At 62.9% G+C, this 11,636-nt stretch carries 13 protein-coding genes and 1 other RNA gene; 4 read left to right on the top strand and 10 right to left on the bottom strand.

Going from position 1 to position 11,636, the window contains the following annotated elements:
• Nucleotides 1-198: 198 nt before the first annotated feature.
• The 4 genes from ACEN9F_RS26615 to clpP form a co-directional block, all read right to left on the bottom strand.
• On the bottom strand, nucleotides 199-537 hold the full coding sequence (locus tag ACEN9F_RS26615; RefSeq protein ID WP_413427186.1) for a PIN domain-containing protein: 339 nt from the start codon (nucleotides 535-537) through the stop codon (nucleotides 199-201).
• A 79-nt stretch (nucleotides 538-616) separates the two neighbouring features.
• Nucleotides 617-952 (bottom strand): hypothetical protein, encoded by a 336-nt coding sequence (locus ACEN9F_RS26610; protein ID WP_413424979.1) that lies wholly within the window; start codon nucleotides 950-952, stop codon nucleotides 617-619.
• A 99-nt stretch (nucleotides 953-1,051) separates the two neighbouring features.
• Entirely contained in the window at nucleotides 1,052-1,945 is an 894-nt protein-coding gene (locus ACEN9F_RS26605) for a PEP-CTERM sorting domain-containing protein (RefSeq protein WP_413424978.1), read from the bottom strand.
• 130 nt (nucleotides 1,946-2,075) lie between these two features.
• Nucleotides 2,076-2,690: an ATP-dependent Clp endopeptidase proteolytic subunit ClpP gene (gene clpP, locus ACEN9F_RS26600; RefSeq protein ID WP_413424976.1), complete on the bottom strand. Its 615-nt coding sequence runs from the start codon at nucleotides 2,688-2,690 to the stop codon at nucleotides 2,076-2,078.
• A 162-nt stretch (nucleotides 2,691-2,852) separates the two neighbouring features.
• On the opposite strand from clpP, the gene ACEN9F_RS26595 reads away from it, so the two are divergent.
• Nucleotides 2,853-3,545 (top strand): sigma-70 family RNA polymerase sigma factor, encoded by a 693-nt coding sequence (locus tag ACEN9F_RS26595; RefSeq protein WP_413424974.1) that lies wholly within the window; start codon nucleotides 2,853-2,855, stop codon nucleotides 3,543-3,545.
• A gap of 353 nt (nucleotides 3,546-3,898) precedes the next feature.
• Here ACEN9F_RS26595 and ssrA read toward each other — a convergent pair.
• Nucleotides 3,899-4,258: a transfer-messenger RNA gene (gene ssrA / locus ACEN9F_RS26590) on the bottom strand.
• A gap of 185 nt (nucleotides 4,259-4,443) precedes the next feature.
• Complete coding sequence (locus ACEN9F_RS26585) at nucleotides 4,444-5,055, bottom strand: hypothetical protein (RefSeq protein ID WP_413424972.1); 612 nt, start codon at nucleotides 5,053-5,055, stop codon at nucleotides 4,444-4,446.
• A gap of 187 nt (nucleotides 5,056-5,242) precedes the next feature.
• On the opposite strand from ACEN9F_RS26585, the gene ACEN9F_RS26580 reads away from it, so the two are divergent.
• The 3 genes from ACEN9F_RS26580 to ACEN9F_RS26570 are packed head-to-tail and all read left to right on the top strand — an operon-like array spanning nucleotide 5,243 to nucleotide 6,554.
• On the top strand, nucleotides 5,243-5,887 hold the full coding sequence (locus tag ACEN9F_RS26580) for a TetR/AcrR family transcriptional regulator (RefSeq protein WP_413424970.1): 645 nt from the start codon (nucleotides 5,243-5,245) through the stop codon (nucleotides 5,885-5,887).
• Between the two features lie 27 nt (nucleotides 5,888-5,914).
• Entirely contained in the window at nucleotides 5,915-6,214 is a 300-nt protein-coding gene (locus ACEN9F_RS26575; RefSeq protein ID WP_413424968.1) for an antibiotic biosynthesis monooxygenase family protein, read from the top strand.
• A gap of 37 nt (nucleotides 6,215-6,251) precedes the next feature.
• Nucleotides 6,252-6,554, top strand: coding sequence for a hypothetical protein (locus ACEN9F_RS26570; protein WP_413424966.1), 303 nt, complete (start codon nucleotides 6,252-6,254; stop codon nucleotides 6,552-6,554).
• Here the strand turns inward: ACEN9F_RS26570 and ACEN9F_RS26565 are convergent.
• The 4 genes from ACEN9F_RS26565 to ACEN9F_RS26550 form a co-directional block, all read right to left on the bottom strand.
• Complete coding sequence (locus tag ACEN9F_RS26565; protein WP_413424964.1) at nucleotides 6,551-8,830, bottom strand: putative bifunctional diguanylate cyclase/phosphodiesterase; 2,280 nt, start codon at nucleotides 8,828-8,830, stop codon at nucleotides 6,551-6,553. The genes ACEN9F_RS26570 and ACEN9F_RS26565 overlap by 4 nt on opposite strands.
• 1 nt (nucleotide 8,831) lies before the next feature.
• Nucleotides 8,832-10,025: a nicotinate phosphoribosyltransferase gene (gene pncB, locus ACEN9F_RS26560; RefSeq protein WP_413424962.1), complete on the bottom strand. Its 1,194-nt coding sequence runs from the start codon at nucleotides 10,023-10,025 to the stop codon at nucleotides 8,832-8,834.
• Nucleotides 10,022-10,930 carry a cysteine hydrolase gene (locus ACEN9F_RS26555; protein ID WP_413424960.1) on the bottom strand — a complete coding sequence of 303 codons (909 nt, stop codon included), beginning with the start codon at nucleotides 10,928-10,930 and terminating at the stop codon, nucleotides 10,022-10,024. The genes pncB and ACEN9F_RS26555 overlap by 4 nt, the downstream gene beginning before the upstream one ends.
• Before the next feature lie 93 nt (nucleotides 10,931-11,023).
• Nucleotides 11,024-11,635, bottom strand: a complete 612-nt coding sequence (locus ACEN9F_RS26550; RefSeq protein WP_413424958.1) for an FMN-dependent NADH-azoreductase — start codon at nucleotides 11,633-11,635, stop codon at nucleotides 11,024-11,026.
• Nucleotide 11,636 lies beyond the last annotated feature (1 nt).

Raw genomic sequence — 11,636 nt, 5'->3', positions numbered from 1 at the left:
TTCTCCGAATCATTAATGAGATACGGACAATAGCGAATTTGATACCGAACGTGGACAGCGTACGGGGTGCTTTGCGCGGTTTTACCTGCCCTTACAACGCGCTAACACTCCGTTGCCGTCATGCGACACGTCTAGTTGTACGCCAGACGTGCCAACAGCGCGGCCACGCTCGCACATCGCCGCGAAGCTAATAGCCGGCTACTCAGGTAAAGGCTGCACGTCAGTCACAACGCCGCCGATATTCTTGTACGGCACGCGCACCAATGGATTGGTGTTCCCGCCGAAGTCGTCAGGGTTACGAGTTACGATTGTGCGCCCCTCAATTTCCGCGGTCGCCCATATGATGCAGTCTGGTAGCTTGGGTGTCTTCGTTCCTGCGAGCAGATTGCGCCCACTTCGGATCTCGGAAGCTCTGCGCATGATGTCGGGCGTCGTCTGCAAGACAACGATACCGGCGTCAGCCAAGTCTTGGTCGAATTGGACAATTCCTGCCGGCGTGAGCGCACACGTCACCTCTATCCAATTAATAGCGCTGATGGCGGCATTGTCGTACCTTCCCGAGTCGCCTCCGCGATGCCGAGCGTGTGGTCGATCAGAATGTTCGTGTCAAAAAGTACTACTGCCATTCAGCACGCAGTTCTTTCTGATAGACGAATCCATCCTTAGGTTTATCCTTATCGCCCGCAAAGATACCATTGCTGCGCATGAGCACAGCCAGTCGGGCTTGGCGCCGCTGTTCTTTTGCTTCATCTGGAGTCACATCATTGGTTGAGATCATATGCACAAGACCCTCAATAGCAACGTTGTCCGCCATGATGTCTGTGACCACCTGCCTCAAACCTCTGATTGCCTCGACCTTGAGGACTTCAGCTGGCGCCACGCGCCGCGCTCGCGCAACCGCCTCCAAGGTTGCCATTTCCTTGTCGTCAAGCTCGACTATAACTTGCCGCATGACTCACCTCATATCAAATCATTTGGGTCAGTGTATATCATTTAAGCACCTGCACATCGGTTTCAGTCTTGGGTTGTAGTCCAGCCATGAGTGCCAAGCCTAACCAGGCAGGCAATGGTGCCGCCGGCGCCTCGACAGGCAGCCAATCAACGCCAGTCCTCCCAGGAGCATCGCATAGGTTTCCGGTTCCGGCACGGCGGCCAGCAAATGCGAGCCGATCAACTCGCTGGTCGTATTGGACTTCGGCGTGATGGTGGTGGTCCAGTCATAGTAGCTGGTGCCGATCTGCAACTGGAAGTCGTGGAGCGACACATTGTCCCCCGCGTAAATCAGGGCAGTGAACGTGAATGGGGTGTTGGCCAGCAAGGTTTGATTGCTGGTTTGCGAATAGAAGCTGTAACTGCCCGGCGTATCGTTGGGATTGGTGGTGGTGTCGGTGAAGAAGGGGCTGACGCCGGTGCCATTGGCGCTGAAATAAAAGTCCGGCAATGCGGGAATGGCTTGGCCGAACGGTGTAGTCGTCGGTAGGTAGTTGCCGTTGGCATGCGCGCCGAAGGTCACTACGGTGTCCTGGATGGCGTTGAGATGGCCGGTGACTTGAAAGTATTTTCCGCCGCCAAAGTTGATGGCTTGCGGGTCGCTGGCGGTCATGCCGACATATCCGTTTTCCGACTTCCCGACCGTGTAGGCCTCGTCGTAGGAAGTGGTCCGATCGAGATAGTCGAGCGCCAATCCCGGCGTGCCGATGCCAGGAGGTGTCTGGACGACCGAATGCGTGGACTCATGGTATTGCACATTCTGGACGGCCGTCGTGCCATAGATGAAGGTCCCGAAATCATGCGCCGTCGCGATGGTGCCGCCGATGTTAAATGCCACCGTTGAATCGAGTTCGAAGGTGGTGACGGGCCCAGCCTGGGCGTTGGCGGCACCGGCGCAGATCAGGGCGAGCGGCAGCAGCATACGCCGGCTCAGTTCGGGTTTGACGTGGGGCATGATCGTATCTCCTGGAATTTCGGACGGTGTGGGGGCAGGCAAGGCGGAATGTAAATAATGATAATATTGAATTTATAATCACTGCGATTGATGCGGCACAATCGTCCGTGGATCGCGCACTGCCCCGTGCTCACATGGCGTCGCGCGCCACCAGCACCTGGTCGATCAGGCCGTATTCCGCGCCCTGCCGCGCCGACATGTAGTTGTCGCGGTCCGAATCCTTTTCGATCTGCGCCAGCGTTTTCCCGGTGCGTTCGGCCAGGATGGTGTTGAGCCGGTGGCGCTGGTACAGCACTTCGCGCGCCTGGATTTCGATATCGGCCGCCACACCCTGCGACCCGCCGTGCGGCTGGTGGATCATGATGCGGGCATTGGGCAAGGCATAGCGCTTGCCGATCGCGCCGGCGGCGAGCAGGAAGGAGCCCATGCTGGCGGCGAAACCTGTGCACAAGGTGGAGACGTCGGGCCGGATGAATTGCATCGTGTCGTAGACCGCCATGCCGGCATACACCGAGCCGCCCGGCGAATTGATGTACAACGAGATATCCTTGTTGGGATTGTCCGATTCCAGGAACAGCAATTGCGCGACGATCAAGTTGGCCGATTGCTCGGTCACCTCGCCCACCAGGAAAATCACGCGCTCTTTCAGAAGACACGAGTAAATGTCGAAGGCGCGCTCGCCGCGTGCCGTTTGTTCGATGACGGTGGGCACCAGGCCCAGTGCCATGGGAGAGTTTGAAGTCATGATCGTCCTTTGCGGTAGAGTGTGAATCACCGGGTTGATTCACTGTCCGCTTGACGCCTGCGGCCTGGCGCCGTGTGACAGCAAAAAAATATATCGTTGGCGCGTCACATCCGGGCACCGCCGAGCGTCAAGTGGTACCACCACCGCAACAGGAGATTCACGATGCCAAGCACGACCGATACCGACTGCGCCATGTTCGAGCAACTGCGCCCGCGCCTGAAAGCGATCAGCTGCCGCATCGTCGGCAGCGAGGCGGAGGCTGAGGACATCGTGCAGGATTGTTTTCTCAAATGGCATGGCGCGGAGCAGGCAACGCTGGCGACGCCGGCGGCCTGGCTGACCACCGTCGTGCAGCACCAGTCGATCGACCGCCTGCGCAAACGCGGCCGGGATGCGGTGGCGGCGCGCATTGCGATGGAACTGGTGCCGGAGGTGCAGCCTGCCTTGCCGGAGGAACACTTGCTGCGGCGCGCTGAACTGGGCGAGGCGCTCGCCCGCTTGCTGGCATGCCTGTCGCCGTCGGAACGGCTGGCGTTGGTGCTGCATGAGGTCTTCGAATGCGAACATGCCGATATCGCGGCGGCGCTCGGCACGAAGGTGGTGAATGCGCGTCAGTATCTGGCGCGCGCCCGTCGGCGGCTGCGGGAAGACAAGGGTGAAGCGTCGCCGGACGAAAAACTGTGCCGCGAGCTGATACGCCGCTTTCAGGCGGCGATCAACGGCAGGGACGTGCCGGCGATGGTGACACTGCTTGCGGAGGAGCAGCCGGTGTCCGTGCGCGAATCCCCGCAACTGCGGATCCACACCGGCGCATGTGCCAACGATGCGTGGTATGGCCTCGCTTTGGCGGCATAGGGCTCAGGAGCGGCGAGGTTGGGTCTCTGTTGATCTCTGTACTCTGGCTAAGACGCAGTCGCTCTTTTCTGAGAATTCCTATTGGAAATTTACGGCAAAAATCGCCTACGGCGATTTTTTTATAGAGGACGCCAGCGCAAAATCGCCAAAGGCGATTTTGGAATCGGTCGAATCGGAGAGGGTTGCGCTTGCAAGCGCAACCCGCTTCGCGGGCGCCCCGCATGCGGGACGAATTCCCCGCTACGCCCCGACGTCCGTACCGGACGCGGTTTCGATTCCCGGCCAGCGCCAGCGATAGGATTAAAAACAAAGGCCCCGACGCTTTCGCGTCGGGGCCTTTGTTTTTAATCCAGTGGTGGAGACGGCGGGAATCGAACCCGCGTCCGCAAGCACTCTACAGACAGTTCTACATACTTAGCACTATCATTTAATTTAACCCATACAACACGGATGTGCACGTTTTGGACAGGCGATTCACCTTAGATTTAACGCTACTTCAAGTGACCCGTTGCAGCGCGATTCCCTGTAAATGACTCCTCAGCTTTTAACGGCCCACCCCAGGGACGAGGTGTTGAGGAGCTAACAGCAATTAAGCTGCCAGTGCGTACGAGTTATCGTTTGCAGTTATTGATTTCTGGTTGTATTTACGAGGTAGCCAGGCCTCGGTATGCCCTGTTCTGCTTTGCAACCCACGTCGAAACCAGGTCGTCCCCACAGACTTCCTATTTTACAGCACTTTGCCCCACTCCGCAGCTTTCCCCGGGGAACAAGTCAAACGCCCGTCATATTCGCACGTTATGATGGCTTCAGTTCTCACATAGAACGACTCACTAGCGCCTTTCACAGGCGGCTACTACCGGCGCCGGCGGTCGGGAAATATACCGGCACCACTTTCTCTTCAGTAAAGTTGGACTTTGCTGATCCAACCGGCAAGACCTAGCATGCCGGCCACCACCAGCCCCACCAGCCAGCGAAACTGGGTATCGCTGCGGTCCATGCGTTTTTGACTCTCCTGCCGCAGCAACTCAATATGCGCATCGGTTTCCCGGCGCCGCTGATTACCCTCATCCCACAATCGTTCAATCTTGGCTTCAACCAGCCTGAAATTATCCAGCGCCTCCTTGCGCGACTCCTGAATGAGCGAGGCTGATTCCTGGCGGGAATGCTCAATTTTGGCATCGACCAACTTGAAGTTGTCGAAGCTCTCTTTGCGAGCCTCCTGAATCTTAACTTCGATCAGTTTGAAATTATTGAAGCCGTCCTTACGCAACTCTTGAATCTGGGCGTCGACAAGCTTGAAATTCTCCGCAGTTTCCTTGCGCAGCGCGTCAATCCGCGCAGTGACTTCCAGCTGCAACGCAGCGATCCGCGCGTTGACCTCCTTGAAGCCGGCGCCTACTTCCTCTCGCAATGTGTCTATCGCGGTGTCCATGTCCTTATCCTCTGCGGCACGATGGTCGATGTCAAGCGCGCTGCTGGCATGTCGTTCATGACGGGCTCCCTGATCCATGCCCCAGCCTAACCCTGCTCAGCCACGCCTTTTTATGCCAGCGCAAACCTCGGTGTGTTGCAATGCAGCACAAAACCGCCCGGCTTCTATGCCAAAAGTGAGGATACGCATGAGAATTTTGATTGAGCAGCCGGACGCTGCATTAAAATGAAGTGACATCATCCCCGCGCTCGCCTTAACCCACGCCATGCCAGACGCCGCCGTCAACGATGCCCCTACCCCGAAGAAACGGGGGCGCCCCCATAAGGGGGAAGGTGGAGGCTTGCGCGCCGAACTGATCGAGAAGTCGGCCCAGCTGTTCCGCGCCAAGGGCTACGACAATACCACCGTGCGCGATATCGCCGCCGCCGCCGGCATCCAGGCCGGCAGCTGGTTCTACCATTTCAAGACCAAACAGGACATCCTCGAGGCCATCATGGAACAGGGCCTGCGGCGCTCGCTGGCCGAGATCGAGGCCATCGCCAGTGAGCCGCTGGCGCCGACCGATATGCTGCACCGCCTGGTCGAGGCCCATCTGCATACCTTGCTGGCGCCCGACCACCATTTCATCGCCGTGCTGCTGTACGAGTGGCGCGCGCTCGACGAGCCGTCGCGCCAGCGCCTGGTGGAACTGAAGGACCGCTACGAGGCGGTGTGGGACCGCGCCATCGCCGCGCTGCACCATTCGGGCGACTGGGCCATGCCGTCGCAGTTCGACCGCCTGCTGATCTTCGGCGCGCTGAACTGGACCGTGCAATGGTACAAGCCGGGCAGCGGCGCCGACGTGCCGGAGCTGGCGCGCCAGGCCATGCGCTTCATCCTGCGCACGCCGGCCCCAGTTGAGGCACAATAGAGCCATCTCCCGCTACCAAGGATGTCCATGATTTACGAAATCGCCGAGCTGTATATCAAGCCCGATTCCCATGCCGCCTTCCAGGCCGGCGTCGCCGAGGCCGTTCCGCTGTTCAAGGCGGCCAAGGGTTGCCTGTCGATGCGCCTGGACCGTGACATCGAGACCCCGGACACGTATCATCTGGTGGTCGGCTGGCAAACGCTGGAGAACCATACGGTCGATTTTCGCGGCAGCCCGGCATTCCAGTCATGGCGCGGCCTGGTCGGCGCCTACTTCGCGTTGCCGCCCAAAGTAGAGCATTTTGACACCGTGGTGGCCGGATTTTGAAGACCCCACGCACTATGAGTCTCACCCGGAGGCTATCATGACACGCACTATCCATCGCAACTTCGAGCAGGTGACGGACGCCGAGAGCGCCCGCAGCGCCCTGCTGTCGAACGGCTTTCCACAATCCAGCGTCAAGCTGACCAAGCATACGACGCTGCCGCCCAACGTGGCCACCAGCACCGTCGGCAACCTGCTCGACGCGCTGACGCCGGGCGGGCCGGCGGCGGCCGCGCAGGCCCGCCAGCGCAGCGGCGCCATGCTGACCGTCGATATCTACGACGAGGATGAGCAGGACAAGGCCGATTCCATCATGGGCGGCTTCGGCGCCCGTTCGGCCTAGCCCGCGACCGCTTCGGCGTCGGCGCTGAACTGCCGTTTCATCCAGTCACCGGCGTCGGCCACCGTCAGCGGCCGCGCGTAGAAGAAGCCTTGCAGCTCGTGGCAGCCGGCGTCGCGTGCGGCGATCGCCTGCTCCAGCGTTTCGATGCCTTCGGCCACCACCTGCAGGTCCAGCGCCGAGGCCAGCTGGCAGATCGCCGTGACCACCGCGACCGCGTCCGGCGCCGGCAGCGGGTCGATCAGGCCGCGGTCGATCTTCAGGGTGCTGAGCGGCAGCTTGCGCAGCATGCTGAGCGACGAGAAGCCGGTGCCGAAATCGTCCATCGCGACTTCGATCCCCAGCCCGCTCAGGTGCTGCAGCTGCATTTGCGTGTCGTCGAGGTTGTCGACCGCCGCGCTTTCGGTGATTTCCAGGGTCAGGCAATGCACCGGGATGCCGGCGTCGGCGATGATCTGTTCGACCACTTGCGGGAAGCCGCGGTTCAGCAACTGCATCGGCGAGACGTTGACCGCCACCGGCACGCAGTCGCCCAGCTCGGCGCGCCAGGCGGCGATCTGGCGGCAGGCCCGTTCCAGCAGCATGGCGCCCAGTTCCGGGATCAGGCCGGTGCGCTCGGCGATGGCGATGAAGTCGACCGGGCTGACCAGGCCGATGCCCGGCCGCTGCCAGCGCGCCAGCGCTTCAAAGCCCAGCAGCTTGCCGCTGACGGCGTCGATCTTGGGCTGGTAGTCCAGGTAGATTTCATTGTTCTTGATGCCCTTGCGCAGCGCCTGTTCGTTTTCCAGCGACTTGCCCGACATTTGCTCGAAGCTTTGCTCGGCCATCGCCAGCGCCGTGCCGGGAGTGCGCTTGGCCTGGTACATGGCGGCGTTGGCCGCGCGCAGCAGCGCTTCGGCGTTGCCGGCGTTGTCCGGGAACATGGCCATGCCCATCGAGGCGTCGATGAAGTATTCGCCGCCCGGCACCACCAGCGCCTGCACGCAGGCGCTTTGCAGGCGGCCGGCGATGTCGCGCGCGTTGCTGGCGTCGGGGTCGACGATGGCGAATTCGTCGCCGCCCAGGCGCATCAGCTCGGCCCGCGCGCCCAGCACGTCCTTGAGCTTGGCCGCGAAGGCTTTCAGCACGTGGTCGCCCGTCACATGGCCCTGGCTCTGGTTGAACAGCTTGAAGCGGTCGATGTTGAGCACCACCAGCGTGCATTGCAGCGAGCCGTCGGCCAGGTAGCAGTATTCCTTGAGGCGCTGCATCAGCACCGTGCGGTTCGGCAGGCCGGTGAGCTTGTCGTGCGTGGCCTGGTGCACCAGCTCGCGCGCGCTGGCGTTGCGTTCGGTGTCGTCGGTGATCAGGATCTGCGTGGCCGGCACGCCGTCCCATTCGACCCGCCAGGCTTCGAAGCGCAGCTCCAGCTCGCGCCCGCCGGCCACTTCGCGCCGCCCTTCCCAGCTGGCGATGTCGACCAGCCCGCTTTGCAGCTGGCCATGCTGGTGCTGCAGCATGTCGTCGCTGAAGCTTTCCGGCGGCAGGTCGGCGAACACGATGTAGTTGCCCAGGCCCAGCGGCATGCCGTAGATCTGCCGCACCGCCGGGTTGGCGTACAGGATGCGCTTGCCGTCGGTGACCACCACGCCCTGCACCGAGTGCTCGGTCAGCAGCTGGAAGCGCGCCGCCAGCTTGGCCGCGTCGCGCATCGCGCCGTCCAGCGCGGACAGGCCGAACACGGCGCCGATCGCCGAACGCAGCAGCGTGCCGCCGAGCAGGCTGGCGGCCATGCCCTGCTCGCCCCAGACCGCCAGCAGCAATTGATTCATGCCCAGCAGGATCAGCAGCGGGCCGACCAGCCGCTCCAGCCCCTTGGTGCGCCACATCCAGCGCGTGGCCAGCAGGCCCAGGCCGGTGAGCATGGCCATGTTGAACAGCGCCCAGGACAGCAGCTTGCCGCTCTCGGCCGGCGCCAGCAGCACCACCAGCGCGGCCACGAAAATCGCGACGGCGGTGGGGCGCGACAGCCGGCGCCCAGCCAGCTGCAGGACACCGGAACTGAGGAACAGCAGGTTGGGGATGGCGCCCAGCACCACCACCGCCAGGCCCAGCGGGGCGATCGCCGGCGGCGCGACGGTGTGCACCATGTAGCCGATCGGCAGCAGCGAGGCGCACAGCGTCGAGCAGCCCATGTCGCGCGCGAAGGTCTGGCTGCGGTGGCGCAGCCAGACCCGCAGCAGGCCCAGGCCGACGATCACGTACATGCCGAAGTTGACCAGGTACAGATAGATCATCATGTCAGGCCACCGGATGATGGAACACCTGGCGCAGATAGGCCAGGAAGGTTTCGTCCTTGCACAGTGTCTTGCCCGGCGAGTCCGACAGCTTGGCCACCGACTGGCCGTTGCAGCACACCAGCTTCATAACGATGTTGAGCGGCGTCAGGCCGACATCGTTGGTCAAATGCGTGCCGATGCCGAAGCCGGTCATGATGCGGTCGGCGAAGTGGCGGTACAGGCCGAAGGCGCTGTCGAGGTTGAGGCCGTCCGAGAACACCAGCCGCTTGGTCTTGGCGTCGATGCGCAGCGCGGCGTAGTGCGCCAGCGCCTTTTCGCCCCACACCAGCGGGTCGCCGGAGTCGTGGCGCAGGCCGTCGAACAGCTTGGCGAAGTACAGGTCGAAGTCGTCGAGGAAGGCGTCCATGCCGACCACGTCGGTCAGCGCGACGCCGAGGTCGCCCCGGTATTCCTGCACCCAGGCTTCCAGCGAGGCTTTCTGGAAATCGCGCAGCCGCACGCCGAAGGCCTGGAACGATTGCATGTATTCGTGCGCCATGGTGCCGATCGGCACCAGGTTGAACTTCATGGCCTGGTAGACGTTGGAGGTGCCCTTGAAATACTGCGGCACCTCGCGCGCCAGCTTTTGCACCACTTCGTCGTGCCAGGCGCCGGAGAAGCGGCGGCGCGTGCCGAAGTCGGAAAATTCGAAGGGGTTGCGGCGCGCCGGCTCGTTGCCGAAGGCGCGCAGCGCGGCGATCTTGGCGTTCAGCCGCGCACGCCCCTCGGCCAGCGCGGCGGCCTGGTCGAAGCGGCGGAAGTACAGCTCGTTGACGATGTAGAGCACGTAGATCTCAAAGCCCATCACGTGCACCTGCGGGCCGCTGGCGCGGATCACCAGGGTGTCGCCGTCGGCGCGCACCTCGATGAACTTGCGCTGGAAGCGGAACACCGTCAGGAAGTCGACGAAGTCGCTCTTCATGTAGCGCAGCGAGCGCAGGAAGTTCAGCTCGTCCTCGGCGAAGCCCATCGAGCACAAATGGTCCAGCTCGCGCTCGACCGCCTCGCGCAGCTCGGTCAGCGGATAGGCCGGCGGGTTGCGGCAGACGAATTCGTATTCGGTGTGCGAGTTCGGGTGGCCGTGCAGCAGCGCCTGCCACATGGTGAATTTGTATAAGTCCGTCTCCAGCAGGCTGCGGACGATGGGCTGGCTCATTCGGTCTCCAGCGCGTCTTCCAGCACCCGGCCGGCGTTGGCCAGCAGTTCGGGCAGCACCTCGGCCGACGCCAGCAGGCGCACGCCGCGCGCCCGCATCGCCTGCAGGAAGGCCTGGTATTGCGGTTCGAAGCTGGCCACCGGGCTGATGCAGTCGGTGATCAGGGTCAGCTTGGACAGCGAGGCGGCGCCGTAGTGCTCGGCGAAATAGTCGGCGATGTGCTCGACGGTGGCCTTGACGCAATGGCTGCCCGCTTCGCCGGCCACGTAGATGTGGTCGGCCTCGGCCAGGTTGGTGACGAATTTGGTGTTGAACTGGGTGTCCGGGTCGTCGGCGTCCGGCACTTCGGCCATCACGGCGGAATAGTGCTCGGTCCACGGGTTGGAGCCCTTGGCCAGCTTGGCGACGATGCCCAGCGAGGCTTCCTCCCAGTGGCCGTAGGCGGCGTGCACGTCGGCGTGGATGTTGTTGCCCCAGGTGCCGATCTCGCAGTGCACCGGCCAGACCATCAGCTTGTAGCGGCCGGCGGCCTCCAGCTTGTCGAGGTAGTTCAGTGCCAGCGGCAAGGCGGCCGGGTGGCGCGGCCGGAATTGCCCGGCGCGGACGGCGGCGGCGCTGATCTCGGTGAACGGCGCGACCGGCGCGTTGTCGGCGGCGATCCAGAAGGTCGGGTGGGCGATGTCGAAGCGGTGGTGCGAGTCGAGCGTGACGCTGATCGCCGTCAGGCCGGCGCGGCCGCGGTTGATCAGGCCGGCCAGGCGCAGCATGTCCTGGTGGGCGCCCGGCACCGGCAAGGCCGGCGCCAGCGGCCGGCGGCCGACGGGATCCTGCGGCCGGTAGCTGTCGGGCAGATCGCAAAAGTCGTTTTGCGGATCGATGACGAGCAGGTGCAGATTCCGTTTCATGTAAGGCTCCGTGGCGTTGTATCCCTTGCATGATACCGCAGACGACAAAAAGCCCCGCAGGCGGGGCTCTCTTTTCTGCCGCTATTGTTGCACTTAGGCAGCGATGGCGTCGATCTTGGCGCGGCTCTTGGCGATCGCGGTGGCGACGGCCTCTTCGCCCATCGCCACGCCTTCGGCGACGATGAAGGTGACGTCGGTCATGCCGAGGAAGCCCAGCACCGAGCGCAGATAGGTGGTAACGTGGTCGTAGGCGGCGGCGGGACCTTCGCTGTAGGCGCCGCCGGTGGCGACGAAGACATAGACTTTCTTGCCGCCGACCAGGCCTTCAGGGCCGTTGGCGCCATACTTGAAGGTGCGGCCGGCGCGCGCCACGTGGTCGATCCAGGCCTTCAGGCCGGAGGTGACCGAGAAGTTGTACATCGGCGCGCCGATGACGATGGTGTCGGCGGCCAGCAGTTCGTCGACCAGCGCGTCGGAGGTCTTGATGGTCTGGGCCTGCTCGGCGTTGCGCTGCTCGGCCGGGGTGAAGTAGGCGCCCATCATTTGTTCGGTCAGGTGCGGCACCGGGCTGGCGGCCAGGTCGCGGGTGACGACGCTGGTCGCGGCGTCGGCCGCTTGCAGCTTGGCGATGAATTCGCCGCCCAGCTGGCGGGTCAGGGAGCCGGCGCTGCGCACGCTGCTGTCGATGTGGAGTACTTTTGCCATG

This window comes from Duganella sp. CT11-25 (assembly GCF_047302815.1).
Lineage (GTDB): Bacteria > Pseudomonadota > Gammaproteobacteria > Burkholderiales > Burkholderiaceae_D > Rugamonas.
This window is presented reverse-complemented; position numbering and strand designations above follow the sequence as displayed.

Excerpts from the sequence above, each read along its gene's own strand:
- ACEN9F_RS26610 (WP_413424979.1), bottom strand. The coding sequence starts at position 952 with ATGCGGCAAGTTATAGTCGAGCTTGACGACAAGGAAATGGCAACCTTG.
- ACEN9F_RS26605 (WP_413424978.1), bottom strand. The coding sequence starts at position 1,945 with ATGCCCCACGTCAAACCCGAACTGAGCCGGCGTATGCTGCTGCCGCTC.
- clpP (WP_413424976.1), bottom strand. The coding sequence starts at position 2,690 with ATGACTTCAAACTCTCCCATGGCACTGGGCCTGGTGCCCACCGTCATC.
- ACEN9F_RS26595 (WP_413424974.1), top strand. The coding sequence starts at position 2,853 with ATGCCAAGCACGACCGATACCGACTGCGCCATGTTCGAGCAACTGCGC.
- ACEN9F_RS26585 (WP_413424972.1), bottom strand. The coding sequence starts at position 5,055 with ATGGATCAGGGAGCCCGTCATGAACGACATGCCAGCAGCGCGCTTGAC.
- ACEN9F_RS26580 (WP_413424970.1), top strand. The coding sequence starts at position 5,243 with ATGCCAGACGCCGCCGTCAACGATGCCCCTACCCCGAAGAAACGGGGG.
- ACEN9F_RS26575 (WP_413424968.1), top strand. The coding sequence starts at position 5,915 with ATGATTTACGAAATCGCCGAGCTGTATATCAAGCCCGATTCCCATGCC.
- ACEN9F_RS26570 (WP_413424966.1), top strand. The coding sequence starts at position 6,252 with ATGACACGCACTATCCATCGCAACTTCGAGCAGGTGACGGACGCCGAG.
- ACEN9F_RS26565 (WP_413424964.1), bottom strand. The coding sequence starts at position 8,830 with ATGATGATCTATCTGTACCTGGTCAACTTCGGCATGTACGTGATCGTC.
- pncB (WP_413424962.1), bottom strand. The coding sequence starts at position 10,025 with ATGAGCCAGCCCATCGTCCGCAGCCTGCTGGAGACGGACTTATACAAA.
- ACEN9F_RS26555 (WP_413424960.1), bottom strand. The coding sequence starts at position 10,930 with ATGAAACGGAATCTGCACCTGCTCGTCATCGATCCGCAAAACGACTTT.
- ACEN9F_RS26550 (WP_413424958.1), bottom strand. The coding sequence starts at position 11,635 with ATGGCAAAAGTACTCCACATCGACAGCAGCGTGCGCAGCGCCGGCTCC.